The organism is Pseudomonas sp. JV449, assembly GCF_032424295.1.
Taxonomy (GTDB): domain Bacteria; phylum Pseudomonadota; class Gammaproteobacteria; order Pseudomonadales; family Pseudomonadaceae; genus Aquipseudomonas; species Aquipseudomonas marginalis.
Map to the genome: position 1 here is coordinate 133700 of NZ_VYKD01000010.1, position 25831 is coordinate 159530.

Annotated in this window: 24 protein-coding genes; 14 read left to right on the plus strand and 10 right to left on the minus strand. The window is 61.1% G+C overall.

Going from position 1 to position 25831, the window contains the following annotated elements; translation table 11 throughout:
* Genes F6S08_RS11220 through F6S08_RS11235 form a run of 4 tightly spaced genes read right to left on the minus strand, consistent with a single transcriptional unit; the run spans position 1 to position 4740 of the window.
* Entirely contained in the window at positions 1-993 is a 993-nt protein-coding gene (locus F6S08_RS11220) for a serine O-acetyltransferase (protein WP_065924785.1), read from the minus strand.
* Between the two features lie 37 nt (positions 994-1030).
* A complete protein-coding gene (locus F6S08_RS11225) occupies positions 1031-1945 on the minus strand; it encodes a PLP-dependent cysteine synthase family protein (protein WP_315871590.1) in 915 nt (304 codons plus the stop codon).
* A 15-nt stretch (positions 1946-1960) separates the two neighbouring features.
* On the minus strand, positions 1961-3823 hold the full coding sequence (gene moeB, locus F6S08_RS11230; RefSeq protein ID WP_315871591.1) for a molybdopterin-synthase adenylyltransferase MoeB: 1863 nt from the start codon (positions 3821-3823) through the stop codon (positions 1961-1963).
* A 23-nt stretch (positions 3824-3846) separates the two neighbouring features.
* Complete coding sequence (locus F6S08_RS11235) at positions 3847-4740, minus strand: DMT family transporter (protein WP_161985727.1); 894 nt, start codon at positions 4738-4740, stop codon at positions 3847-3849.
* Positions 4741-4900: 160 nt separating this feature from the next.
* On the opposite strand from F6S08_RS11235, the gene F6S08_RS11240 reads away from it, so the two are divergent.
* Positions 4901-6325, plus strand: coding sequence for a PLP-dependent aminotransferase family protein (locus F6S08_RS11240; protein WP_027603680.1), 1425 nt, complete (start codon positions 4901-4903; stop codon positions 6323-6325).
* A gap of 199 nt (positions 6326-6524) precedes the next feature.
* Here the strand turns inward: F6S08_RS11240 and F6S08_RS11245 are convergent, their stop codons facing one another.
* Positions 6525-7343, minus strand: a complete 819-nt coding sequence (locus tag F6S08_RS11245) for a pyruvate, water dikinase regulatory protein (RefSeq protein WP_027603681.1) — start codon at positions 7341-7343, stop codon at positions 6525-6527.
* 177 nt (positions 7344-7520) lie between these two features.
* Here F6S08_RS11245 and ppsA point away from each other — a divergent pair, with 177 nt between their 5' ends.
* From ppsA to F6S08_RS11285, 8 genes are all read left to right on the plus strand, one after another.
* Complete coding sequence (gene ppsA / locus F6S08_RS11250; protein ID WP_065924780.1) at positions 7521-9896, plus strand: phosphoenolpyruvate synthase; 2376 nt, start codon at positions 7521-7523, stop codon at positions 9894-9896.
* A gap of 104 nt (positions 9897-10000) precedes the next feature.
* Positions 10001-10990 carry an alpha/beta fold hydrolase gene (locus tag F6S08_RS11255; protein WP_315871592.1) on the plus strand — a complete coding sequence of 330 codons (990 nt, stop codon included), beginning with the start codon at positions 10001-10003 and terminating at the stop codon, positions 10988-10990.
* Positions 10991-11178: 188 nt separating this feature from the next.
* Positions 11179-11670 (plus strand): ribonuclease E activity regulator RraA, encoded by a 492-nt coding sequence (rraA, locus tag F6S08_RS11260; RefSeq protein ID WP_027603684.1) that lies wholly within the window; start codon positions 11179-11181, stop codon positions 11668-11670.
* A 25-nt stretch (positions 11671-11695) separates the two neighbouring features.
* On the plus strand, positions 11696-12691 hold the full coding sequence (locus F6S08_RS11265; RefSeq protein WP_027603685.1) for a zinc transporter ZntB: 996 nt from the start codon (positions 11696-11698) through the stop codon (positions 12689-12691).
* Positions 12692-12777: 86 nt separating this feature from the next.
* Positions 12778-13023 carry a hypothetical protein gene (locus F6S08_RS11270; protein WP_015885347.1) on the plus strand — a complete coding sequence of 82 codons (246 nt, stop codon included), beginning with the start codon at positions 12778-12780 and terminating at the stop codon, positions 13021-13023.
* A gap of 2 nt (positions 13024-13025) precedes the next feature.
* Positions 13026-13850: a mechanosensitive ion channel family protein gene (locus tag F6S08_RS11275; protein WP_003175519.1), complete on the plus strand. Its 825-nt coding sequence runs from the start codon at positions 13026-13028 to the stop codon at positions 13848-13850.
* Between the two features lie 87 nt (positions 13851-13937).
* Positions 13938-14528: an RNA polymerase sigma factor SigX gene (gene sigX / locus F6S08_RS11280; protein ID WP_003175518.1), complete on the plus strand. Its 591-nt coding sequence runs from the start codon at positions 13938-13940 to the stop codon at positions 14526-14528.
* A 107-nt stretch (positions 14529-14635) separates the two neighbouring features.
* Complete coding sequence (locus F6S08_RS11285; protein ID WP_065873888.1) at positions 14636-15616, plus strand: OmpA family protein; 981 nt, start codon at positions 14636-14638, stop codon at positions 15614-15616.
* 58 nt (positions 15617-15674) lie between these two features.
* On the opposite strand, the gene cobA is transcribed toward F6S08_RS11285, so the two are convergent.
* The 5 genes from cobA to F6S08_RS11310 all read right to left on the minus strand — a co-directional run bounded on the left by cobA (position 15675) and on the right by F6S08_RS11310 (position 21660).
* Positions 15675-16418, minus strand: coding sequence for a uroporphyrinogen-III C-methyltransferase (cobA, locus tag F6S08_RS11290; protein ID WP_065946893.1), 744 nt, complete (start codon positions 16416-16418; stop codon positions 15675-15677).
* A gap of 26 nt (positions 16419-16444) precedes the next feature.
* The gene (locus tag F6S08_RS11295) at positions 16445-18115 is read right to left on the minus strand and encodes a bifunctional protein-serine/threonine kinase/phosphatase (protein WP_315871593.1); all 1671 of its coding nucleotides are present in this window, start codon (positions 18113-18115) and stop codon (positions 16445-16447) included.
* Entirely contained in the window at positions 18115-19326 is a 1212-nt protein-coding gene (locus tag F6S08_RS11300) for a nitrate/nitrite transporter (protein ID WP_053132785.1), read from the minus strand. The genes F6S08_RS11295 and F6S08_RS11300 overlap by 1 nt, the downstream gene beginning before the upstream one ends.
* A 518-nt stretch (positions 19327-19844) precedes the next feature.
* Positions 19845-20420: an ANTAR domain-containing response regulator gene (locus tag F6S08_RS11305; protein ID WP_027603690.1), complete on the minus strand. Its 576-nt coding sequence runs from the start codon at positions 20418-20420 to the stop codon at positions 19845-19847.
* Between the two features lie 13 nt (positions 20421-20433).
* Positions 20434-21660, minus strand: a complete 1227-nt coding sequence (locus F6S08_RS11310; RefSeq protein ID WP_137212080.1) for a CmpA/NrtA family ABC transporter substrate-binding protein — start codon at positions 21658-21660, stop codon at positions 20434-20436.
* Positions 21661-21966: 306 nt separating this feature from the next.
* Between F6S08_RS11310 and sctC the strand changes: the two genes are divergently transcribed.
* The 5 genes from sctC (at position 21967) to F6S08_RS11335 (ending at position 25713) form a co-directional block, all read left to right on the plus strand.
* Positions 21967-23361: a type III secretion system outer membrane ring subunit SctC gene (gene sctC, locus F6S08_RS11315; protein WP_083221142.1), complete on the plus strand. Its 1395-nt coding sequence runs from the start codon at positions 21967-21969 to the stop codon at positions 23359-23361.
* A gap of 15 nt (positions 23362-23376) precedes the next feature.
* Positions 23377-23589: a FliM/FliN family flagellar motor switch protein gene (locus tag F6S08_RS11320; RefSeq protein WP_027603693.1), complete on the plus strand. Its 213-nt coding sequence runs from the start codon at positions 23377-23379 to the stop codon at positions 23587-23589.
* A gap of 166 nt (positions 23590-23755) precedes the next feature.
* A complete protein-coding gene (locus F6S08_RS11325) occupies positions 23756-24151 on the plus strand; it encodes a transcriptional regulator (protein WP_065924771.1) in 396 nt (131 codons plus the stop codon).
* Positions 24144-24605 carry a transglycosylase SLT domain-containing protein gene (locus F6S08_RS11330; RefSeq protein ID WP_027603696.1) on the plus strand — a complete coding sequence of 154 codons (462 nt, stop codon included), beginning with the start codon at positions 24144-24146 and terminating at the stop codon, positions 24603-24605. Before F6S08_RS11325 ends, F6S08_RS11330 begins: the two co-directional genes overlap by 8 nt.
* 85 nt (positions 24606-24690) lie before the next feature.
* Complete coding sequence (locus F6S08_RS11335) at positions 24691-25713, plus strand: quinone-dependent dihydroorotate dehydrogenase (protein WP_065924770.1); 1023 nt, start codon at positions 24691-24693, stop codon at positions 25711-25713.
* Positions 25714-25831: the final 118 nt, after the last annotated feature.

The following is a 25831-nucleotide window of genomic DNA, read 5'->3' on the forward strand; positions in this document are numbered from 1 at the left end:
TCAACCTCCGACGATCAGTGGGCTGGCTTGCAGCAGGTGGCGCACCATCGCGCTCAAGCCAGGGGGGGAGAGCAGGGTGATTTCGAATTCCGGCCCGCAGACTTTCAGGTTCAGCGGCAGGCGCGGCAGGTGGTTGCCGGATTCGAGGCGGTGCAGCCTGAATTGCAGGTGGTGACGTTCCTTCACCGTTGGCTCCAGCATCAGGCCTGGCAACGGATGAAAGTCGGCGTCCAGCACCGTGACCTTGTGGCTGGCATTGACCTCGCCGACCACGTGCAGGCGCTCATCCAGGGCGAAGGCCCCGAGGTAGTTGCTGTGGTCCGATTCATCGTTTTTTTGCAGTTGGATCTGGTTCACCACCTTCACCTTGGTGCCGGCGGGTACGTCCTGGGTGATCACACAGGAGGGGCTGATAAACACGTTGTCGCCGATCAGCACATAGCCCAGCACCCGGGCCCCGGAGCCGACCTCGACGTTGTTGCCCAGGCGCGGATGGCGCTTGCCATCGGGATTGTTGGCGATGCCGCGGGCACCCAGGGTTACGCCGCAGAGGATGTAGCAGTCGTTGCCGATCTCGCAGGTCTCGCCGATTACCGTGCCGTAGCCGTGGTCGAGCACAAAGCGCCGGCCGATACGCGCCGCCGGGTGGATTTCGGCCCCGGACAGGACCTTGCCCTGGTTGCTCAGCTTGAGGGCGATGCGTGAAAACACGCCGTTGGTCTGGTCGGGGAAATTCCACACCAGGTGCGCAAGCCGGTAATAGAGCACCGCCTTGAACGACGCGTAGGACTCCAGGATCAGTTCGCCGCGCCCACGGGATGCCGGGTCGCGATAGGCATAGGCGATCAGGTCTTCGGCCACCGCCTGGGCGGCATTCTGGATCAGCGGCGCGAGGTGCGGCTCCAGCTGTTTCATCTGCATGGGGGTGAGGGTCTTGATGAGCTGGGTGAGCAACTCATCGTGCAACTGTTGCATGTCGATAAAGCCGCCCATGGAGGCATCCCCGCATTCTGGATGGTTGGAAAACCGGTTATTCGAAACTGGGCAGGTAGCTGTCGGCATTGTCGTAGACCAGGGTCAACACCACCGTTTCGGGCGGCAATTCGGGGGCGAGCCTGGCGATGGCCACCATGTTGGCGGCGGAGGACAGGCCCAGGCTGATGGCATCGGTGCGCATGATGCGTTTGATCATGTCGATGCAGTCCTGGCGCGAGACCTTGAGCATGCCGTCGATCACATCCAGGTTGAGGATGCTCGGGATCAGGCCGATCGACAGGCCCTGGATATGATGCGGCGCGTGCTGGTTCTTCAGCAGGTCGCATTCTTCGGGCTCCACGCCCATCACGCGCAGGGCTGGCCAGGCGGCCTTGAGGGTTTCGCCGATACCGGTGATATGGCCGCCGGTGCCGATGCCGCTGACAAAATAATCCACGCGGCGATCACCGAAGGCGCGGAGGATTTCCGGCGCTGTGGTGTCACGGTGGGTTTGCGGGTTGGCGCCGTTGCGTTGCTGGTTGAGCATCACGTAGCTGGGGTTTTCCAGCTGCAACTCCATGCATTTTTCACCGTGGGAATTGTTGCCGAGGCGGCTGTCGGAGAGCACCACCTTGGCGCCGTACAGGCGCAGCAGCTTCTGTTTTTCGGGGCTGTAGTTGTCCGGGATCACCAGCACCACCTTGTAGCCCAGCACGTTGCCGGCCATCACCAGGCCGATACCGGTATTGCCACCGCTGGGTTCGATGATGGTTTGCCCGGAGTCACGGATCAGCACGCCGCGCCGCTCGGCGTCGAGGATCATGCCCAGGGCGATGCGCGCCTTGTGGCTGCCCCCCGGGTTGAGGGATTCGAGCTTGGCGTAGACCTCGATGCCGAGGTCTTCGGAAAACTGCGCCAGGCGGACGATCGGCGTATGGCCGATGGCGTCGAGGATAGAGTTATGCAACATCGGTCAGCCCCCGGGTCAGTACAACGGCATGTCGGGTTCGACGTCGCGAACCCAGTGTTTCATGCCGCCTTGCAGGACTTTGGTGTTGGCGAAACCCGCCGCCAACAGGGTGCTGGCCGCTTGCTCGGCGCGGGTGCCGGCGTAGCAGATCAGGTAATGGGTGTTGTCGCGGCTGAGACGCCCGAGCTGGCCATCCAGCTCGGCCAGGGGGATATGCACCACCCCCGGTAATTTGCACACCTCCAGTTCGCTGGCGTCGCGCACATCCAGCAGGACGTCGGCGCTGCTGGGGTGTTCGAGTACCTGCTTGAGTACGCGCGGCTTGATGTAGCGCTCTTCGGCCAGGGACGGTTGGCTGGGCACGGCGTCCGCACAGACGGCTGGCGCCAGGGTTTCGCTGGGGCGCAGGTCGGAGCAGCACGGGCAGTCGGCACGGCGCTTGAAACGGATTTCGCTGAACTTCATCGCCAGTGCATCGAAGCGCATCAGGCGGCCGGACAGGGGCTCGCCAATGCCGATCAACAGTTTGATCGCCTCGGTGGCCTGGATCATCCCGACTACCCCGGGAAGCACGCCGATCACCCCTCCGGCGCTGCAATTGGGTGCCAGTTCCGCGGGCGGTGCGCTGGGGAACAGGCAGCGGTAGCACGGCCCGCCTTGGTAGTTGAGCACGCTGATCTGCCCGTCGAAGCGGTAGATGGCGCCGTACACCAGGGGTTTGCCCAGTTGCACGCAGGCGTCGTTGACCAGGTAGCGGGTGTCGAAATTGTCGGTGCCGTCGATGACCAGGTCATAGGCGCCCACCAGTTCCAGGGCGTTGTCGGCGTTCAGGGCGGTGTCGTGGGCGTTGATCTGGATATGGCGGTTGAGGTCCTGCAAGCGCTGCTTGGCCGAGTCGACCTTGGGCATGCCCAGGGTGCTGTTGCCGTGGACGATCTGGCGTTGCAGGTTGCTGCTTTCCACCACGTCGAAATCCACCAGCCCCAGGGTACCGACGCCGGCCGCTGCCAGGTACAGGCTGATGGGCGAGCCCAGGCCGCCGGTGCCGATAATCAGGACCTTGGCTTTCTTGAGGTTCAACTGGCCTTCGCGGCCGACGCCGGGCAGGGTGATATGGCGCACATAACGTTGCACTTCCTCGTTGCTGAGGCTGTCGACGTTCATACCGCCGGAGGTGGCGAGCAGCACTTCGATGCGGGCTTTTTCCGGCAGCCGGTCATCGGCGCCAATCAGCTCTTCCTCGGCGGTGAACAGGAAGTGTTCCTTGAGCTGGTTGTTCTTTTCGTGAAACAGATGGGCGCGCAACTGCGGGTGGCTGCTGCAGAGGTTTTCAATGACTTCGCGCAATGTCGATCCGGCGCCCTCGAGGGTCGATTCCGGCAGCTTGGCCACGCGAACCAGAATGTCGGGGAAAGAGACAGCGTTCATGGACAACTCCGTGTGCAGGTCGTTGAAGGGGTTAAGGGTGAAATGCTCGCCATCCCAGGCAAACAGTTTTGAACCCAGGGCCTGGCCCTGGCGAACGTCGACCACCAGGTAACTGACGGGGTAGATCGGCTCGCCCATGAACAGGGCCTTGTCCTGGTCTTCATCGCTGAAATAGGCGCCGACATCCGGGTGGGAGTGGTAGATCACCACCACCGGGTTGTCGCTGCGAAACGCCTTGTTCATCAGCAGGGTGTCGGCCACCGAGAAGGTGTAGCCATTGGCCGCGCTGCGCGGGTACATCTCGGGGTTTTTGCGGTGCAGTTCGTTCTGGATGTTGCTGCCCAGGTACACGCTGCCGTCGGCGAAGACGAAGCCGCAGCATTCCTCGGGGTAGCTGCGGCTGGCGTGGGCGTAGATCTGTTCCAGGGCTTTTGGGCGGAGGACGTCCATGTTTCTCTCGCGTTGATGGCGGGTCAATTTTTCTTGGCCAGGAGTTTTTCAATGGGCAACTTGGTGATCGCAAAGCCGGCCAGCAGGATGGCCGAATACAGCATCAGGTCGCGGGAAATCGCCACGCCTTCGTACCAGGCGCCGATGATCACCGCGAACACCGGGAAGATGATGAACACGAACGACAGGATGATCGGGCTCAAGCGCTTGAGCAGCATGAAATACACAATGAACCCACCCACCGAGGCCACCAGCCCCAGGTAGAACAGCGCGCTCCAGGAGCGCAGGGTGATGGCTTCGAAGGTCGGCGTCTCAAACCACAACCCGGCCACGAACAGCATCAGCCCGGCAATGCCGATGGGCAGGGTGTTGTAGGTGATCACGCTGATGGCGCTGCCTTTTTGCTTGGTGATGACGTAGCACAAGGCGTGCATGATCGCGGCCGCCAGGATCGCCAGTACCCCCAGGAACTCGGCGTGGTCCAGGTGCAGGCCCTGGCTCCTGATGATCATGTAGAGGCTGCCGAAGCCGATACCGATGCCGACTACCTGGGAAAAGTAGATGCGCTCGCGCAGGAACAACGCGGAGAAAATCAGGATGAATACCGGCATGCAACTGAACAGCAGGGCGGTAAGACCGGATGACACATGCATCTCGCCGTAGTTGAGCAGGTAGTAGGGCACGCTGAAGTAGGACAGGGTCACGAATACGAAAAACCAGCGACTCTCGCGGGGAAACAGGATGGGCTCGCGGCGCACCTTGGCAAAACACAGGAACAGCGGGAAGGCGATCAGGAAGCGCAGACCGGCGGACGTCAGCGGTGGCACACTCTCCACGGCGATCTTGATCCCCAGCCACGTGGTGCCCCAGCTCAGGCACACGATCAGGAACATCACGCTGGTCACCAGCCCGGCCAGCCACTGCTTTTGCGTTTTGGTTTTGGCGTTGTTTTCGAGAACGGCGGACATTGGCATCGTTTATTGCTTCCCTGAGCCTGAATTGAACTCTATATTGAACTTGTAATGAGTTATGAAATTCGGCGATTGAACCCGTAAAAGCACACTATTAGGGCGAAAGATGGCTGTCAAAACAAATATTGACATGGTGTCAATTATGCGTGAGGGGTTGTCCAACGGGCAGGGCGTGAAGTACAAGCGCCTGTCCGATGTCATGGAACGGGGCATCCTCGAAGGCTTGATTGAGCCGGGACGAAAACTGCCGCCTCATCGGGTGCTTTCCGACAATCTGGGGGTGACCATCGGCACCATCAGCCGGGCCTACGGTGAGCTGGAGCGTCTGGGTTTGGTGGTAGCGCGAGTGGGTGACGGCACTTTCGTCCGCAAGCGTGGGATGGAGCGCCAGCGTGATGAAGGCTTTCGTAACTTCAGCGAGGAGCCGCGCCAGTACTTCGACATGAGCCGCAACATGCATATCCCGGGTCAGGAAACCACCTTCCTGGCACAGAGCTTCCAAACCCTGTCGACCAACGCCAAGTTCCTCCAGGACATCAGCGCCTACACCCCGGATGCCGGCCTGCCGCGTTATCGCGACGCGGGCGCGCAGTGGCTGGTGCAGCGTGATTTTCATCCGATCCCCGAGCAGGTGATCTGCGTCAACGGCGGCCAGCATGGACTGCTGTGCGCGATGATGGCCCTGCTGCGCGCCGGCGATACGGTGGTCACCGAACAATTGACTTATCCGGGGCTGATCACCGCCGCACGCATGCTGGGTATCCGCCTGATCGGCCTGGAGATGGACGAAGAAGGCGTGCTGCCGAGCGCGCTGGATGAAGTCTGTCGTAATCACCGGGTTTCAGCGCTGTATTGCACGCCGACCATCCAGAACCCGACCACGGCGGTGTTATCCGTGGCGCGCCGCGAAGCCTTGGTGAAGGTGTGCCGGGAACATAATCTGCTGATTCTTGAGGACGAAGCCCACGGCGTATTGGTTGAAGACCGTCCACCGCCCCTCAGCCATTTCGCCCCCGAACGTACGATTTTGATCAGCAGCCTGAGCAAGGCCGTGTCTGCCGGGCTGCGTGTGGGCTATGTGCATGCGCCCCCGGCGCTGGTCAGCCGTATCTCGGCGGCCTTGCGCTCCACCTGCTGGATGGCCACGCCGGTGACCCTGGAACTGGCGACGCAGTGGATCGAAAACGGCACGGCGGAATACCTGCTGCGCCAACAGATCAACGAGATCAGCCGCCGCAAGACCCTGGTGCAGGACTTGTTGGCCGGCCTGGCGTACCGCACCCACCTGAACAGCCCGCACTTCTGGATCGAAGTGCCGGAGCCCTGGCGCGCGTCGGAAATCGAGGCGGAGCTCAAGCAGAATAATTACCTGATCGCCACCGCCGAGGCGTTTGCCGTAGGGCAGACGGCGGTGCCGCAGTTCATTCGGGCGAGTATCTGCAATACCTCGGGCGATGATCAGTTGTTGCGGGCGGGGTTTGATGCATTGGCGACGGCGTTGGGGCAAGGGGGAGGGCGGTTTCACCTATAGCGAGTGGACGTCGATGCTGTGAGCAGGCTCGTTGTGAGCGGGCTTGTCGAATCGTCGCACCGCCCGCGCTGGGCTGCGAAGCAGCCCCAATCAAGATAAATGCGGTGTGTCAGCCAGTTCTCGGTGACTGGTTTAGGGCTGCTGCGCAGCCCAGCGCGGGGCAAGCCCGCTCGCCACAGTAAAACAGTGTCTCAAGGCATTATTTGAAGCGCCGCTCCACACCTTTCTCCACCAGAATCTTCGCCGAAATCTCTTCCACCGAAAAATGCGTGGAATTGATGTGCGCAATATTCTCGCGACGGAACAGATTTTCTACTTCGCGCACTTCGAACTCGCACTGGGCATAACTGGAGTAGCGGCTGTTGGGCTTGCGCTCGTTGCGGATGGCGGTGAGACGGTCCGGGTCGATGGTCAGGCCGAACAGCTTGTGCGAATGGGCGCGCAGCGCGGCGGGCAGCGTCAGGTGCTCCATGTCGTCTTCGGTCAGCGGGTAGTTGGCCGCACGGATGCCGAACTGCATGGCCATGTACAGGCAGGTGGGCGTTTTGCCGCAGCGCGACACGCCGACCAGGATCAGGTCGGCCTTGTCGTAGTAGTGGGTGCGGGCGCCGTCGTCGTTGTCGAGGGCGAAGTTCACCGCCTCGATACGCTCCATATAATTGGAGTTATGCCCAATGGAATGGGACTTTCCGACCGAATAGGAGGAGTGTTCGCTCAATTCCTGCTCCAGCGGCGCCAGGAACGTCGAGAAAATGTCGATCATGAAACCATTCGACGTTGCGAGAATCTCACGGATGTCTTGATTGACGATGGTGTCGAAAATGATCGGCCGAAAGCCGTCTTTTTCAGCCGCCAGATTGATTTGTTGTACCATGGCCCGCGCTTTATCCACGCTGTCGATATAGGGCCGCGTGAATTTGGCGAAGGTATTGTTTTCGAACTGCGCGAGCAGGCTCTGACCCAGGGTTTCGGCGGTAATGCCGGTGCCGTCGGAGATAAAGAAAGCAGATCGTTTCATTTGAGCCCTGGGCCTTAAGCTGATGACGAATCTTGGATATGATAGGCGCGATTTTGCCGTCCCATAGTGGGCCGCATTCTCACTTATTTTCCAGGTCCAGGCCACAAACGCAGGTAATCGCTCCTACGAGCAGCCGGCGTCCTGAGCTTTTCCAACACAGTTAGTGGAGAGATCACCTTGGTAGAGTACGTAGTTTCCCTCGATAAGCTCGGCGTCCATGATGTAGAGCACGTAGGGGGCAAGAACGCATCCCTCGGCGAGATGATCAGTAATCTTGCAGGCGCAGGTGTGTCGGTGCCGGGTGGTTTCGCCACCACGGCCCAGGCCTACCGCGATTTCCTCGAACTGAGCGGCCTCAACGCTCAGATCCACGCCGCGCTGGATGCCCTGGACGTCGATGACGTCAACGCCCTGGCCAAAACCGGCGCCCAGATCCGCCAATGGATCATGGAAGCCGAGTTCCCCGAGAAGCTCAACGAAGAAATCCGCACCGCCTTCGCCACCCTGTCGGCCGGCAACCCGGACATGGCCGTCGCCGTGCGCTCCTCGGCCACCGCCGAAGACCTGCCTGACGCCTCCTTCGCCGGCCAGCAAGAGACTTTCCTTAACATCCGCGGCGTGGAAAACGTGATCCGCGCCGCCAAGGAAGTGTTTGCCTCGCTGTTCAACGACCGCGCCATTTCCTACCGTGTGCACCAGGGTTTCGACCACAAGCTGGTGGCCCTGTCTGCCGGTGTGCAGCGCATGGTGCGTTCGGAAACCGGCACCGCCGGCGTGATGTTCACCCTCGACACCGAGTCGGGCTTCCGTGACGTGGTGTTTATCACCGGCGCCTACGGCCTGGGCGAAACCGTTGTACAAGGCGCGGTCAACCCCGACGAATTCTACGTGCACAAGCACACCCTTGAAGCCGGCCGTCCGGCCATCCTGCGCCGCAACCTGGGCAGCAAGGCCATCAAGATGATCTACGGCGACGAGGCCAAGGCCGGTCGTTCGGTGAAAACCGTGGACGTCGACAAGGCCGAGCGCGCGCGCTTCTGCCTGAGCGACGCGGAAGTCAGCGAGTTGGCCAAGCAAGCGATGATCATCGAAAAGCACTACAAGTGCCCGATGGACATCGAATGGGCCAAGGACGGTGACGACGGCAAGCTGTACATCGTGCAGGCCCGCCCGGAAACCGTGAAGAGCCGTACCTCGGCCAACGTCATGGAACGCTACCTGCTGAAAGAAACCGGCACCGTGCTGGTGGAAGGCCGTGCCATCGGCCAGCGCATCGGCGCCGGCAAGGTGCGGATCATCAAGGATGTGTCCGAGATGGACAAAGTCCAGCCTGGCGACGTACTGGTTTCCGACATGACCGACCCGGACTGGGAACCGGTGATGAAGCGTGCCAGCGCTATCGTGACCAACCGTGGCGGGCGTACCTGCCATGCGGCGATCATCGCCCGTGAGCTGGGGATTCCTGCGGTGGTCGGTTGCGGCAACGCCACCCAACTGCTCAAGGACGGCCAGGGCGTGACCGTGTCCTGTGCCGAAGGCGACACCGGCTTCATCTTTGAAGGCGAGCTGGGCTTCGACATCAAGCAAAACTCCATCGACGCCATGCCCGACCTGCCCTTCAAGATCATGATGAACGTCGGCAACCCGGACCGTGCCTTCGACTTCGCGCAGTTGCCGAATGCCGGTGTGGGCCTGGCCCGCCTGGAGTTCATCATCAACCGCATGATCGGCGTGCACCCCAAGGCCCTGTTGAACTACGACGGCCTGCCGCTGGACATCAAGGAAAGCGTGGACAAGCGCATCGCCGGCTACGACGACCCGGTGGGCTTCTACGTCGAGAAGCTGGTGGAAGGCATCAGCACCCTGGCGGCGGCGTTCTACCCGAAAAAGGTCATCGTGCGCCTGTCGGACTTCAAGTCCAACGAATACGCCAACCTGATCGGCGGCAAGCTCTACGAGCCCGAAGAAGAAAACCCGATGCTGGGCTTCCGTGGCGCCTCGCGCTACATCAGCGAAGCGTTCCGTGACTGCTTCGAGCTTGAATGCCGCGCCCTCAAGCGTGTGCGCAACGAGATGGGCCTGACCAACGTCGAGATCATGGTGCCGTTCGTGCGCACCCTGGGCGAAGCGAGCCAGGTCGTCGACCTGCTGGCCGAAAATGGCCTGTCCCGCGGCGAAAACGGCCTGCGCGTGATCATGATGTGCGAACTGCCGTCCAACGCCATCCTCGCCGAAGAGTTCCTGGAGTTCTTCGACGGTTTCTCCATCGGTTCCAACGACCTGACCCAGCTCACCCTGGGCCTGGACCGCGATTCCGGGATCATCGCCCACCTGTTCGACGAGCGTAACCCTGCGGTCAAGAAGCTGCTGGCCAATGCCATCCAGGCGTGCAACAAGGCCGGCAAGTACATCGGTATCTGCGGCCAGGGCCCTTCCGATCACCCGGACCTGGCCAAATGGCTGATGGAGCAGGGTATCGAAAGCGTCTCGCTGAACCCTGACTCCGTGCTGGAAACCTGGTTCTTCCTGGCGGAAGGCCAAGCGTCCGCCTGAGGTCGTCATGTCAAAAGTGCCGGTCCCCCGTCAGGGTGACCGGCATTCTTATCTGTACAGGGCGGAATCCTTGCGGACGTCGCCCTTTTTTGTGCAAGAGCATTATGCAAAGCAGCAGCAACCTGTTTCCTGTCGCCCTGATCAGCGCTGAGCGTCGTGGCGACCTGAGTGAAGACGTGTATCGCCTCAAGCCCGGTAACAGCCCCGACGGTACCGTCGAGCTGGCGGTGACCCGTTTGGGCCTGGCCGATGTCCCGGAAAACCGGGGCATCCCGGTTATTTTGTTGCACGGCAGTTTTTCCAACCGGCGTTTCTGGTATTCGCCCAAGGGGATCGGCCTGGGCGCCTACCTGGCCCGCCAGGGGTTCGATGTGTGGATCCCGGAAATGCGCGGTCATGGGCTGTCCCGGCGCAACCAGGACTACGCCAGCAACCGCGTCGCCGACTACGCGCGTTACGATCTGCCGGCCATTGGTGCCTTTGTGCGTGAGCAAAGTGCGCAGATTCCCCATTGGATGGGTCATTCTCTCGGCGCTACAACCCTGGCGGCGGCCCTGGGTGGGCAGTACCTTGGCGCGCCTGCAGTGGCCTCGGTGGCACTGTTTGGCTGTCAGGTCAGTCGCAGCCACTGGCCATTGAAACTTCCTCCAGTGGAGTGGACCGGCCGTCTGCTGTTGAAGCGCTTCGGCGCAGTGTCCGGCTCGCGGCTCAAGCGGGGCCCGGAGGACGAACCGGCCGGCGTGCTGATCGAAGCCATGCGCTGGAATGGCCTGTTCGGTCGCTTTGGCGAGGGTAAGCGCGATTGGTGGAAAGGCCTGGCGGACGTCGATGTGCCGCTGCTGGCCGTCAGTGCGGCGGGCGACCGGCAGGATCCGGACTGGGCGTGCCGTAAGCTGTTCGAGCAGATCGGCTCCGAGCACCGTCAGTACCTGTGCCTGGGGCGCCAGCAAGGGTTTAGCGGTGATTTCGGACATGTGGAAATGCTCGTCAGCAAGGCCGCCCAGGCCGAGGTCTGGCCGCTGGTTCAGCAATGGTTGAACGACCCGCTGACACCTTTATTGGCTGCCAAGCCAGAGGCATTGGTCGTAGTTTGACCCAGGGCTCTGCCAAGGGCGTTTCGCTCGTGTGTGGTTGCGGCTAATATATGACGCGTTAAACGCTTCTGGTCATATTCAGTCGCGCAGTGGTTATTGCGTTGCGATGAAGCGAATGGGATGTTGCGCACCGGCTCCGGCTGGTGCTTCTTTCGAAAGACACTTCTTTGGCGGAAAGGAATTTTTCAATGAACCATTACGTGACCCCCGACCTGTGCGACGCCTACCCGGACCTGGTGCAGGTAGTCGAGCCGATGTTCAGCAACTTCGGCGGCCGAGATTCCTTCGGCGGCGAGATTGTCACCATCAAATGTTTCGAAGATAACTCCCTCGTCAAGGAGCAGGCCGACCAGCCGGGCGCCGGCAAGGTGCTGGTGGTCGACGGTGGTGGTTCCCTGCGCCGCGCGCTGCTGGGCGACATGATCGCCGAGAAAGCCGCGAAGAACGGTTGGGAAGGGTTGGTGATCTATGGCTGCATCCGTGACGTCGATGTGATCGCCCAGACCGACCTTGGGGTACAGGCGCTGGCCAGTCATCCGATGAAAACCGATAAGCGCGGCATCGGCGACCTGAACGTCGTGGTGACATTTGCGGGTGTGACGTTCCGCCCGGGTGAGTACATCTACGCCGACAATAATGGCGTGATCGTCTCGCCAAGCCCGCTGCAGATGCCTGAATAAACCGCAATAACCGACAGGGGTGAGGATGTTCGAGGAAGAAAACGCGCAGTGGGGGCTGGTGCATGCCCTGGTGCTGGACGGTAAAGGCGGTGCGCGTTCGATTGCCCGGACTGAGCTCGACGACTTGCAACTGCAGCCCCAGGAAAGCCTGTGGCTGCACTGGGATCGCAGCCATCCCCAGACCCAGACCTGGCTGCGCAAATCCAGTGGCTTGAGCGAATTCGCCTGTGACCTGCTGCTGGAGGAGAACACCCGCCCACGCCTGTTGCCGCTGCCGGATGCCGAGTTGCTGCTGTTCCTGCGCGGGGTCAACCTCAACCCGGGGGCCGAGCCGGAAGACATGGTCTCGGTACGTATCTTCGCTGCCGCCAGCCGCGTGATCTCCCTGCGTCTGCGCCCGTTGCGCGCCACCGATGAACTGCTGGTGCAGTTGGCGGATGGCAAGGGGCCGAAAACCGCTTCGGAGCTCATCCTTTATATGGCGCAGTACCTGACCAACAAGGTCCAGGATCTGGTCACGGATTTGTCGGAAATCGTCGATGCGGAGGAAGAAAAACTCGATACCGACGAACGGTATACACCTGAACATGGCAGTGTTTTGCAGATCCGTCGCCGAGCGGCCGGGCTCAAGCGTTTCCTGTCGCCGCAGCGGGATATTTTTGCCCAGCTCACGCGGATAAAATTGCCGTGGTTCTGTGACGACGATGCCGACTACTGGAACGAATTGAACAACAGCCTGACCCGCTACCTGGAAGAGCTCGAATTGACCCGGGAGCGCGTGGGGCTTGTGCTTGAGGCCGAAGACCGGCGCTTGAGCGTGCGCATGAACCGCACCATGTACCGCTTCGGGATCATCACGGGAATCTTCCTGCCGATGAGTTTCCTGACCGGTTTGCTGGGTATAAATGTGGGGGGGATACCGTTCTCCGCCAGCCCCTACGGATTCGTGATTGCATGCCTGTTGATGGTCTCGGTGGCACTCGGACAATGGTGGCTGTTTCGACGATTGCGCTGGGTTTGAGCTGAATATGACCTGAACGTAGGAAGGGGCCTATGTGACCCCAGGAATTTTACCCTCGTCTTTTAAAACACTTGCGAGAGGTCTTTATGCACGATCCGTTCGAACAGTCTTTGCGTGACATGCTCAATGCCTCGCCGTCCAACCGTGACGACGATGCCTGCCTGGGCCGCGTATTGAAAACCGCTAACCGCCAGGTGGGCGCGGGTGACCTGTTCGGTCTGCTCGGCCGCTGGATGCCGGCGTTGATGATGGCCCTGAACAACGGTTCGGCCCACGTGTCGCCGGTTTCCCGTCGTAAACCTCTTGCTCGCACTGCTGATAAGGCTGATTGAATATGGAACTTGATCTCTGGACCCAGAGCCTGGTCACCGCGATGACCGCATTGTGGACCAAGGTGGCGAATTTCATCCCCAACCTGTTTGGTGCCCTGGTCCTGGTGTTGCTGGGCTTTGTCGTGGCCAAGCTGCTCGACACCCTGCTGTCCAAATTGCTCGCGAAACTGGGTCTTGACCGCCTGATGGCCGGCACTGGCCTGACCAAGCTGCTGGGCCGCGCCGGGTTGCAGGTGCCGATCTCCACGTTGATCGGCAAGATCGTCTATTGGTTTGTTTTGCTGATTTTTCTGGTTTCTGCGGCGCAATCCCTTGGACTTGAGCGAGTTTCAGCTACGCTCGACATGCTGGCGCTGTATTTGCCGAAGGTTTTCGGCGGCGCGCTGGTGCTTCTCGTAGGCGTTTTGCTTGCTCAACTGGCCAATGGGCTGGTGCGCGGCGCCGCTGAAGGTGTGGGGTTGGATTATGCCGCTGGCCTGGGGCGTATCGCCCAGGGGTTGGTGATCATCATCAGTATTTCGGTCGCGATCAGCCAGTTGGAGGTCAAGACTGACCTGCTCAACCACGTGATCGTCATCGTTTTGATTACCGTTGGTCTGGCCGTTGCGCTGGCCATGGGCTTGGGAAGCCGGGAAATTGCCGGCCAGATTCTCGCGGGAATCTATGTGCGTGAGTTGTATCAGGTTGGGCAACAGGTGCGTGTGGGCGAGGTCGAAGGGCAAATCGAGGAGATCGGCACAGTCAAGACGACGGTGCTGACCGATGACGGCGACCTGGTGTCGCTGTCCAATCGGATTCTCCTCGAGCAGCAGGTCAGTAGCCGCTAACCCGGTAAACCCTGCTAATGTACGCCGCCGCAAGCCCGGCTGACCGGGCTGTAGCGGACATTGACCTGACTGTCGGCACGACTTGTTTTGAATAAAGCCCAAACGCTGTCCACGCGCTATGACCCCCGTGAGCTCTCTGATGAGGAGTTGGTCGCGCGCGCACACACGGAGCTGTTTCACGTAACTCGCGCGTATGAAGAATTGATGCGCAGATATCAACGCACTCTGTTCAACGTTTGTTCAAGGTATTTAGGGAACGATAGAGATGCGGATGATGTCTGTCAGGAAGTGATGCTCAAGGTGCTGTACGGCCTGAAGAACTTCGAGGGCAAATCGAAGTTCAAGACGTGGCTGTACAGCATCACCTACAACGAGTGCATCACGCAGTATCGGAAGGAACGGCGAAAGCGTCGCTTGATGGACGCCTTGAGTCTGGACCCCCTTGAGGAGGCGTCTGAAGAAAAGGCGCCGGCACCCGAGGAGAAGGGCGGACTTGATCGCTGGCTGGTGTATGTGAACCCGATTGACCGGGAAATTCTGGTGCTACGATTTGTCGCAGAGCTGGAGTTCCAGGAAATCGCTGACATCATGCACATGGGTTTGAGTGCTACAAAAATGCGTTACAAGCGTGCTCTAGATAAATTACGTGAGAAATTTGCGGGCGAGACTGAAACTTAGTGCGTGGCAAATATCTCTTACGTGTAGGCAAGTTCTGTTAGACTTGTCGCCGAGTTGTCCCCCGGTTTGTGGGACTGCTTTACAATCACCAGATGGGGATTTAACGGATGAAACTGAAAAACACCTTGGGCTTGGCCATTGGTTCTCTTATTGCCGCTACTTCTTTCGGCGTTCTGGCACAAGGCCAAGGCGCAGTTGAAGGCGAGCTGTTCTACAAGAAGCAGTACAACGATAGCGTCAAGCACATCGAAGACGGCTTCAATCCTGGCGCTCGCATCGGTTACTTCCTGACCGACGACCTGTCCTTGAACCTGTCCTACGACAAGACCAACCACACCCGTTCGAACGACGGTACTGGTAACCAGAAGATCAAAGGCGATACCGGCAGCCTGGTTGCCCAGTATCACTTCGGTCAAGCTGGCGTAGACAGCCTGCGTCCATACGTAGAAGGCGGCTTCGGTCACCAGAGCCGTACCAACGTCCAGGCTGACGGCCACAGCGGTCGCGACCAAACTACCTTCGCTACCGTTGGTACTGGTGTGAAGTACTACTTCACCAACAACCTGTACGCTCGTGCCGGTGTTGAAGCTGACTACGGTCTGGACAACGGCAAGTGGGACTACTCCGCACTGGTTGGCCTGGGCGTGAACTTCGGCGGTAACGCTGGCGCAGCTGCTCCAGCTCCTACCCCAGCACCAGCTCCAGAGCCAACTCCAGAGCCAGAAGCTCCAGTTGCCCAGGTTGTTCGTGTTGAGCTGGACGTTAAGTTCGACTTCGACAAGGCCGTTGTTAAGCCTAACAGCTACGGCGACGTGAAAAACCTGGCCGACTTCATGGCTCAGTACCCAGCTACCAACGTAGAAGTTGCTGGTCACACTGACTCCGTAGGTCCAGACGCCTACAACCAGAAGCTGTCCCAGCGTCGTGCTGACGCTGTTAAGCAAGTCCTGGTTAAAGACGGCGTGGCTCCTAGCCGTGTAACTGCTGTAGGTTATGGCGAATCCCGCCCAGTTGCTGACAACGCAACTGAAGCTGGTCGTGCTGTTAACCGTCGCGTAGAAGCGTCGGTTGAAGCTACCGCTCAGTAATTACTGAGATGTAGAAGAAACCCGGCCTCGGCCGGGTTTTTTTTGCTTGGAATTTGCCTCAGGCGCTGACTGCGGCAGCGACATAAGCCGTCTGCTCGGCGGCCGCAACATGGCCGATCACCAGAATCGCCGGGCTCTTCAAGGCAAATGCCTGTGCGTCTTCATGCATCCGCGACAGCTCACTGCGGCATTCGCGCTGTTGGAGCAATGAGGCGTTTTCGATCATTGCCACCGGCATATCTGTCGCCATCCCGCCTTCGAGCAATTGCTGGCGAATCTCCTCCAGCTTGGCCACTCCCATATACACCACCAATGTCGTCCCGCCCTCGGCCAATGCGCGCCAATTAAGGCTGCTGTCGTCCTGGGTATGGGCCGTGACCAGGGTCACACCGCGGCTGACGCCACGCAACGTCAGTGGAATCGCGCAATTCGTTGCCCCCGCCAGCCCGGCGGTGATCCCGTTGACCAACTCTACCTCGACGCCGCGTTCGCGCAGCCACACGGCTTCTTCGCCACCGCGGCCGAAAATGCACGGGTCACCCCCTTTCAGCCGCACTACGCACTTGCCTTGGCGGGCGTAACGCAGCATCAGGCGGTGGATAAAGTCCTGCGGGGTCGAGCGGCAGCCGCCGCGTTTGCCGACCGTGATCACCCGTGCCTCCGCGCAGTGCTCCAGCACTGCGGGGTTGACCAGGTCATCGATCAGTACCACATCGGCTTCGTGCAGGGCCCGTACAGCCTTGAGGGTCAACAGCTCCGGATCGCCAGGGCCCGCGCCCACCAGCCAGACTTTTGCGTTCATGGGTTTTTCCTCGTCTAGAGCTGACGTCAGTTGTGAAAGAGTGAATACAGAAGAATCAGGTTGATCAGCATCGAGACCAGGCCCAAGGTGCGCCAGACCTTCAATGGTTCGCGCTCCAGCAGGGGCCTGGGGCGGATGCTCAGCTCCTGGCGGTCGGCCTGTTCCAGCACCAGCAGCCATTCCTCGGCGGTTTCATAGCGATGCGCCGGTTGTGCAGCCACGGCGCGCTCCAGGCTCAGGGGGAGCCAATCGGGGAGATCCGGGCGATAGCGGCTGGCGCTGACAGCCTGGGCAAATCGAGGCCGTTGGAAGGCTTCGATTTCCCCGTAGGGGTAATGCCCGGTCAACAGGTAATACAAGGTGACGCCTACGCTGTACAAATCCTGCTGGGCTGTCGGACGGTCGCCATTGAACGCTTCGGGCGCGATAAAGCTCGGGGTGCCGGGCAGTACGTGGGCCCGGTCCTCGGAAAGACCGGGGCAGTAGGCCAGACCGAAATCCAGCACGCGCAATTCACCGTCATCCCCCAGCAGCAGGTTTTCCGGCTTGATGTCGCGGTGAAGGATCTGCCGTCGGTGCAGCATGCCGACTGCGCGCAGCAAACGCTCGGCGACGGACTGCCATTGCGCCAGGGGCAATGGGCCCTGGTACTGGAACAGCTCGGCCAGGGTTTGCCCCGGATATTCCCGCATGACGTAGTACAAATGCTGGCGCCCGCTGGCGGCGTGCACCTCAGGAAAGGCACGCCCGGCTACCCGTCGCAAAAACCACTCTTCCGACAGTAATGCCTGGCCGGCGTCGCTGTCGTCGTCGCGGCTCAGTGGCAAGGTTTTCAGCAGCCAGGGTTGCTGTTGGGCATCGCGCACCCGGTACAGCAACGACTGCCTGCTTTGCGCCAGCACGCTGTCCACCTGCCAGCCTTCAAAGCGTTGCCCGGATTTCAGTAGCGGTGGCAAGGGCCATTGCTGCAATTGCACCAGGGCGTCGCCGAGGGTGGCGGCGCCAAGCGTGTCGATGCGCACCAGCAAGGCGCTGGCATTGTCCTGGCTGCCCGCCAGGTGTGCGGCATTGACCAGCGTGGTGACCGCCAGGTCCAGGTCGGTTTGTTCGCGCAGGATCGCGCTGATGCTGTGATCGCCCAGGGTGGCCCAGACGCCGTCGCTGAGCAGCAGGAAGCACTCACCTTCGCGCAATTGACCGTCGAGAAAATCCAGCACCAGGTGCTGATCCAGGCCGAGGGCACGCTTGAGCACGTGCTGCATGCCCGGTTGTTCCCACACATGGTCTTCGCTGATGCGCTGCAACTCACCGTCCAGCCAGCGATACGCCCTGCAATCACCGACATGGGCCAGGGTGAAACGCTGGCCGCGAAAGACCAGGGCACTGAGGGTGGTCAGCAACGGCTGGCCGCCGCCATTGGCCTGCAACCAGCGGTTTTGCGCCAGCAGCAAGCGCTCCAATGCCTGTGCCACACCCCAGGTTTGCGGCGTGGCGTAGTAATCCAGGGCCAGGGCCTGCAAAGTCGAGCGTGCGGCCAGTCCGCCGTCGGCGCACTGGCTCACACCGTCGGCCATGGCGCACAGGTAACCTTTGCTCGCCGCCAGTTCCGCTGCGGGGGTGACGACCCGCAGCGCATCCTGGTTTTCCGCCCGTGGGCCGATGGCGCTGGCCTGGGCGACGCTCAGTTGCAGGCTCATCAGACGCGCGCAGCGGTCACTGCGGCCGAACCCCAGGTGGTTCTCCAGCGACGTTTGACGCCATGCAGGCCGAACCAGGCCAGTACGCCCAGGCTGGCGAACAGCCACAAGGCCAGTTGATAGCTGCCAGTGCTCTGCTTGATCGCGCCCATGCCCGCGGCCAGGGCGAAACCGCCGATGCCGCCGGCCATGCCGATCAAGCCGGTCATCACACCAATCTCACGCCGGAAACGCTGTGGCACCAACTGGAACACCGCGCCATTGCCCGCACCCAGGCCGAGCATGGTGCAGACGAAGAGCGCCAGTGCCGCATAGGAGCTGGGCAGGTTGAAACCCACCGCCGCAATGCAGATCGCCGCGACGCTGTACATGCCGAGCAAGGTGCGGATTCCGCCGAAACGGTCGGCCAGCGCGCCGCCCAGTGGGCGCATCAGGCTGCCACCGAACACGCAGGCGGCGGTGTAGTAGCCGGCAGTCATGGGGCTCAGGCCGTATTGGTCGTTGAAATAACCGGGCAGGGCGCTGGCCAGACCGATAAAACCGCCGAAGGTCACGCTGTAGAAGAACATGAACCACCAGCTGTCGCGGTCGCCCAGGGCCTTGAAGTAATCGGCCATGGACTTGGCTTTCGGCCGCTCGGGTGCATTGCGTGCCAGCCAGGCGAAGACGATCAGCGTCAGGATCAGTGGAATCAGCGCAAAGCCGAACACATTGCTCCAGCCAAACGCCGCCGCCAGCACCGGGGCCAGCAACGCCGCGAACACCGTGCCCGAGTTACCGGCACCGGCGATGCCCATGGCCTTGCCCTGGTGTTCGGCCGGGTACCATTGGGACGCCAGCGGCAGCGCCACCGCAAAGGATGCGCCGGCCATGCCGAGGAACAGTCCCAGCAACAAGGCTTGTTCGTAGCTGTGAATCCCTAGTTTCCAGGCGCCGAACAAGGCGACGATCACAATCACCTGGCCAATCAGCCCGGCGGTCTTGGGCGACAGCTTGTCCGCCAGCATGCCCATCAGGAAGCGCAGCACCGCGCCGGCCAGGATCGGCGTCGCCACCATCAGGCCGCGTTGTTGGGTGGTCAGGTGCAGGTCGGCGGCAATCTGCACCGCCAGGGGGCCCAACAAATACCAGACCATGAAGCTCAGGTCGAAATACAGGAACGCGGCAAACAGGGTCGGGGTGTGCCCGGATTTCCAGAAGCTTGATTTCATCACGCACCTCAACGGTTGGGAGTCTTGTAAGAAGGCCTGGTGATGGAGCCGCCGGCTGAGGCCGCCCCACCGGCCCCGTGCTACCGGGGCCAAAACAAAAAAACGCCGCCACCGGGTTCGCAAGGGCAAACCGGGTGTGCGACGTCTTTGTCGTGAAGGGGCAACCGCCGTTGGTTACCTGTGGTGATTACTTAGCAAGTCCTGCGCCAACATGCCGGCCGTAGCTCCCGTCTTCTCCAGCTCCGCGCAAACCCGTAGATACCGTCTTATCCAACACCGCGCAAATCCGCAGCTGCCGACTCAAGCTCGAGCCGCGGCCGACGCAGCCTCGCCAAGGCTCGACAGCTGCTACGAAAACCAATCCACCTCACGGCCCCCCCCGTAGCCCAATCCACCTCACGGCCTTACCCCCGTAGCAGCTGCCGAGCGCAAGCGAGGCTGCGTCGGCCGCACTGCCGATTCAAGCTCGAGTCGCGGCCGACGCAGCCTCGCTGGAGCTCGACAGCTGCTACGGATGTTTAACCGAGCAGTTCACTCATGGCGATGATCTGCTCCGCCACCTGGATCAGTTTCTGCTGGCGGCTCATGGCCTGGCGGCGCATCAGGGTGTAGGCCTCTTCCTCATTGCAGGCCTTCATTTTCATCAGCATGCCCTTGGCCAACTCGATGCGCTTGCGCTCGGCCAACTGTTGGTCACGGGCCTGGAGCTGGGCGCGCAAGGCCTGGTCGCTCTCGAAGCGAGCCATGGCCACGTCGAGGATCGGTTGCAGGCGCTGCGCCTGAATGCCTTCGACGATGTAGGCGCTGACCCCGGACTTGATGGCCTGGCGCATCACGTCGGGGTCGTGCTCGTCGGTAAACATTACGATGGGCCGGGGCTGGTCGCGGCTGACCAGTACCACTTGCTCCATCACATCGCGGCCCGGTGACTCGGTATCGATCAGGATGACGTCCGGGCGCACCGTTTCGACGCGCGCAGGCAGGTCGATGGTCAGGCCGGATTCATCGATCACTTCAAAGCCAGCCTCGATCAGCGCTGTCCTCAGGCGGCCGACTTTGCGTGGCGTGTCGTTGATCAACAGGATTCGCAGCATGGACATCCTCCTGTCAGCGCAAGGCTTGGCGGCTGGTAGGGTCCGCCATGGCATGCAGGCGGAAGCTGCGCGCGTAGCCGGCGGGATCCGAGCCGTCCCAGATCTTGCCGTCGATCAGTTGACTGCTGCGCATGTCCTGGCCGTTGTCGCCGAGGCCCAGTGCCTCGGCGGCCTGACGATACAGCGCCAGCTGTTGCACTTGGCGAGCAACGCCGAGGTAATCAGGGTCTTCGCGCAACAGGCCCCAGCGTCGAAACTGGGTCATGAACCACATGCCATCGGAGAGGTAGGGCAGGTTGACCTCGCCATCGGCAAAAAAACGCAGGGCGTGGGGGTCCTGCCATTGGTCGCCCAGGCCGTCGTCATAGGCGCCCAGCAAACGCGGCTCGATGCAGTCGAGCGGGGCATCGAGGTACTCGCGGCCACTGAGCAATTGTGCGGTGGAGCGGCGGTTTTCGGTGTTTTGCTCGATAAAGCGGCTGGCCTCGAGGATCGCCATCACCAGCACGCGGGCGGTGTTGGGGTACTGGTCGACAAACGCCTGGGTGCAGCCGAGCACCTTTTCCGGATGGTTCGGCCAGATCGCCTGGGTGGTCGCCAGGGTAAAGCCCTGGTGTTGCTTGACTGCACTGGCGCACCAGGGCTCGCCGACGCAAAAGCCATCGATACGCCCGGCCTGCAGGTGCGCGAGCATTTGCGGGGGCGGTACCACGACACTGTCCACATCCTGTAGCGGATGAATGCCTTGGCTCGCCAGCCAGTAGTACAACCACATGGCGTGAGTGCCTGTGGGAAAGGTCTGGGCGAAAGTCAGTTTTGTTCGGCTTTGGTGCACGTGGCGGTCCAGCGCCTCAGGAGTGACCACGCCCTGCTGTTGCAGGCTGCGGGACAGGTTGATGCTTTGGCCGTTCTGGTTCAGCCCCATCAAGACTGCCATGTCGGTAGGTGCGACGCCGCCGATGCCCAGGTGCACGGCATAGACCAGCCCGTACAGGCTGTGGGCGGCGTCCAGTTCGCCGCTGACCAGTTTGTCCCGCAGGTTGGCCCATGAAGATTGGCGCTTGAGGTTGAGGGTCAAGCCATAAGGCTGGGCGAAACCTTGGGTCGCTGCCACCACCAGGGATGCGCAATCGCTCAAGGCCATGAAGCCCAGGTCAAGGCTGCTCTTTTCCGGCGCATCACTGCCGTTGACCCAGGCCAGCGGGTCGTTCGTCGGGCTGTTGCCAACCGAATCGTTCATCAACACCTACCTTTTCTTTCACAAAAAAGCGTCGTTCCCTCAGATGGCGATGCAAGGCCATTGCGGGTAACGACGCCTTTGTCCGTAAGCCCGCTCCGCCGTTGGTGCGCGCCTTGATACGGAGTCCGTAGCAAGGCACATGCCACGGGCCGATGGGCGCCGCCAGCCGTCAACTTTTCATCAAGATTGAAACTCGGCTGCCTCTCAGTATGGCCGCTTCTTACTGCCAGGCCGCCCAGGAAATCCCAGGTGTACGCTCACTTTTCCGTAACAACTCCCTGTCTCTGGCTGCTGCTTGCCGCGCTGATGCTGGGAAGTGCCGGTGCCCGGGGCGAAACCTACCAGGCGCAGGACGAGAGCCTGCATACCGTCTTTACCGCCTTGTCCGTGCCCATGGGCCTGCCCATCGTCGTGAGCGGTGAAGTGGCGCGCATACGCATCAGCGAGGTCATTGACCTCGCTATGCCGCTGCACGCCCTGGAGACGCTTGCGTTGCAGTACGGCTTGATCTGGTACAGCGATGGCCAGGCGCTCTACCTCTACAACGCCAGCGAGGCAAAACGTTCGGCAGTGGTGCTGCGGCATATATCTGTCGAGCGGTTTCGTGGCCTCATGCGCCGTTCGGGTCTTGATGAGACGCGCTACCCCCTGCGCGTGAGCGGGGCACGCACATTCGATGTATCCGGGCCACCTCATTATGTCGACCACGTTTTGCGCCTGGCCCAATTGATGGATCGCGAGCGTGCTGAATTACAAGTAGGTAACCAGGCGTTTGCTGTCGTTCAGGTACTCAACACCCACGTGGCAGACCGCGGCTATGCCATGGGTGACGAAAAGGTCACGGTGCCGGGAATCGCGTCGACGATCGAAACCCTGTTGGGTTCTGAACAGAAGGGACCGCTGGCCGACAAGAACCTGGTGGTGATCGCATACCCGGATACCAATAGCCTGCTGATCAAGGGTAAACCTGCGCAGTTGGGGTTCATCGAGCGCCTGGTGGCGGAGTTGGACGCGCCCAAGCGGTCTATCGAAGTCTCGCTATGGATGGTGGACGTGGACCGTGACGAACTGAAAAAGCTGGGCTTTGACTGGGACAAGGATGGGAAGGCCCAGGCCACGCGCATTCTGGAGCCGATGGACGATAACCGCGTGATGGCGCAAATCGCCACGCTGGAGCGCCGGCGGCGAGCAAGGGTGATGACGTTGCCGGTGATTCTCACCCAGGAGAATGTGCCGGCCATGTTCCAGGATAACCACACCTTCTACCTGCCTGCTCCCGGAGCCGACCATGCTGATTGGAAGCCCGTGCAATACGGCTCCCAGGTCAGCGTACTGCCGCGTTTTGCCGAAGCGAACCAGATCGAGATGCTGCTCCATGTCGAGGATGGTCGACAATTGAGCCAGGCGGGGCGGCGCGGCAAACCGACCGCGGTCGGACGGGTGAGTGCCAGCAGTGTGGTGAGGGTCGCGCAGGGCAAGCGCCTGTGGCTGGGAGCGTTCAGCCGTGAGGCGCATGAGCCGGGACGCAGCACCGCTCCAGCCGGCCCGGCCAAGGTTCGCCTGTTTGTCATTCAGGCCCGGGCCGCGGGTAGCGAGTTGAAGGCGTTGGCCACAGGCGTGGGCGCACCACCGTTGAGTGCGGCGCAATACGAGCGCGTGCAACGTGCGTTTGTACGCCCGGGTCGCGATAGCTCTCCGTGAATAAGGTGTTGACCCATGCATTTGGAAATTCTTCTACAGGAACAACTGATCAGCCGCAGGCGCCTGGCAGCCTTTGCTGCTGGAAAGGTGCTGCCATTGTCGCCGGGCATCATCCACTGCGTGGAAGTTCGGGTTAATGGCCGGTTGCTCGCATTGGGCGAGTTGGTGCAACTGGAGGATCGGTTGGGTGTTGAGTTGCACGAGGTCTATAAATGGGGGAGCGCCTGACGTATGTGGGTGAAGTGTCTTACAGGGTGTTGCTAAAAAGCGTCGGCTGTATGGGGTTTTTCCTAGCGTGGGCTGCAAGGTGGTTTTTTATAGTCGTGATGTGGGCACAAGAGCCAGTACTGGAAAATAAGGACTTCAATGTCAGTAGTCGGATGTCGAGGTAGATATGGCCGTCGTGAATGATGAGTTGACGACGTCCCTGCTCTTTTCCCAGTGGACGCTGCATGGCGATGGTCGCCTGACCGGCGACGGCAGCGACGTCCAGTTGCCACCCAAGGAGCTGCATGTTTTGCGGCTGCTGTTGGTCTCTGGCGGTGTACTGATGACCAAGGATCGTTTGCTCGAGTTGGCCTGGCCCCAGGGGGAGGTCGCCGAGGAGTCGCTGACCCGTTGCATTTATTCGCTGCGCAAGCATCTTGGCGCTGACAAAGGCTTTATCAAGACCATTTATGGTCGCGGGTATCGCTTTACATGCCCGGTGAAGGCTGAGCGAGCAGGGCCCGGGCCTATGGATACCCTGCCGCATGTGTGTTCGGCCTGTGGACAAGTCAGTCATGGCTGAGTTCTGGCGCCGGCTGCTGTGGCTTGGCCTGGTGACGAGCGGCAATCAGGCACTGGCCTATTGCTGGGAGGAAACCGCCCATCGCTACGATATCGAGCCGGAGTTGCTCCAGGCTATCGCCGCCGTGGAGTCGGATTTTCGCCCGGATGCGATGAACTACGCCAACGGTAACGGCACACGGGATATCGGCCTGATGCAGATCAACAGTATCCATTTGCCTCGCCTGCTCAAGCTGGGTATCACCGAGGAAAGGTTGTTGAGTGAGCCTTGCCTGTCGGTGGAAGTCGGGGCGTCCATACTGGCCGAGTTTATCCAGCGCTTTGGCTACAACTGGACGGCGGTGGGGTCCTACAATGTCGGGCCCGGCTCCGGCCCTGAGCGCGACGCGTTGCGCATGCGCTATGCGGAAAAAATCTGGGCACGTTATGAGGCCCTGGTACAGCAACGCTACTGACGTTTGGGCGGCGCGCCTCGCGTGCACCCCGCCACCCCGCTATAATCGCCGCCACCTTTCGCCGCCATCCGAGTCTAGCCCGCCCATGTATACCCTGGCCCGCCAGCTGTTGTTCAAACTCTCCCCGGAAACCTCCCACGATCTGTCCCTGGACCTGATCGGTGCCGGTGGCCGCCTGGGGCTCAATGGCCTGGTATGCAAGGCGCCGGCGAAAACGCCGGTGTCGGTGATGGGGCTCGACTTCCCCAACCCGGTCGGACTGGCTGCCGGCCTGGACAAGAACGGTGCGGCCATCGATGGCTTCGCGCAGTTGGGTTTCGGTTTTGTGGAGATCGGCACCGTGACGCCGAGACCGCAACCGGGCAACCCCAAGCCGCGTATCTTCCGCCTGCCGGAAGCCGAGGCGATCATCAATCGCATGGGGTTCAACAACCTGGGCGTCGATCATCTGCTGTCGCGCGTCGAGGCCGCAAAGTACAAGGGCATCCTCGGCATCAATATCGGCAAGAACTTCGACACGCCGGTCGAGCGCGCAGTGGATGACTACCTGATCTGCCTGGACAAGGTCTACGCCCACGCCAGCTATGTCACCGTCAACGTCAGCTCGCCCAACACCCCGGGCCTGCGCAGCCTGCAGTTCGGCGATTCGCTCAAGCAACTGCTCGAAGCCCTGCGCCAACGCCAGGAAGACCTGGCCGTGCGCCATGGCAAGCGTGTGCCGCTGGCAATCAAGATCGCCCCGGACATGAGTGACGAAGAAACCGTGCTGGTGGCCCAGGCCCTGGTGGATGCGGGCATGGATGCGGTCATCGCGACCAACACCACCCTCAGCCGTGTCGGCGTCGAAGGGTTGGCCCATGGCGATGAAGCGGGCGGCCTGTCGGGTGCGCCAGTGCGTGACAAGAGCACTCATATCGTCAAGGTGCTGGCCGCTGAGCTGGCCGGGCGTTTGCCGATCATCGCGGTGGGCGGCATCACCGAAGGCAAGCATGCAGCCGAGAAGATCGCTGCGGGTGCCAGCCTGGTGCAGTTGTACTCGGGTTTTATTTACAAAGGCCCGGCGCTGATCCGCCAGTCAGTGGATGCAATTGCGGCATTGCGCGTGTAGGAGCGAGGGGGACGCCTAGTTCTTGCTCGCGAAGAACGTCAACGATAGCGCTGCGCATCTGGCTTAACGCGGCGCCCTCGGGTTCTTCGCGAGCAAGAACTAGGCGTCCCCCTCGCTC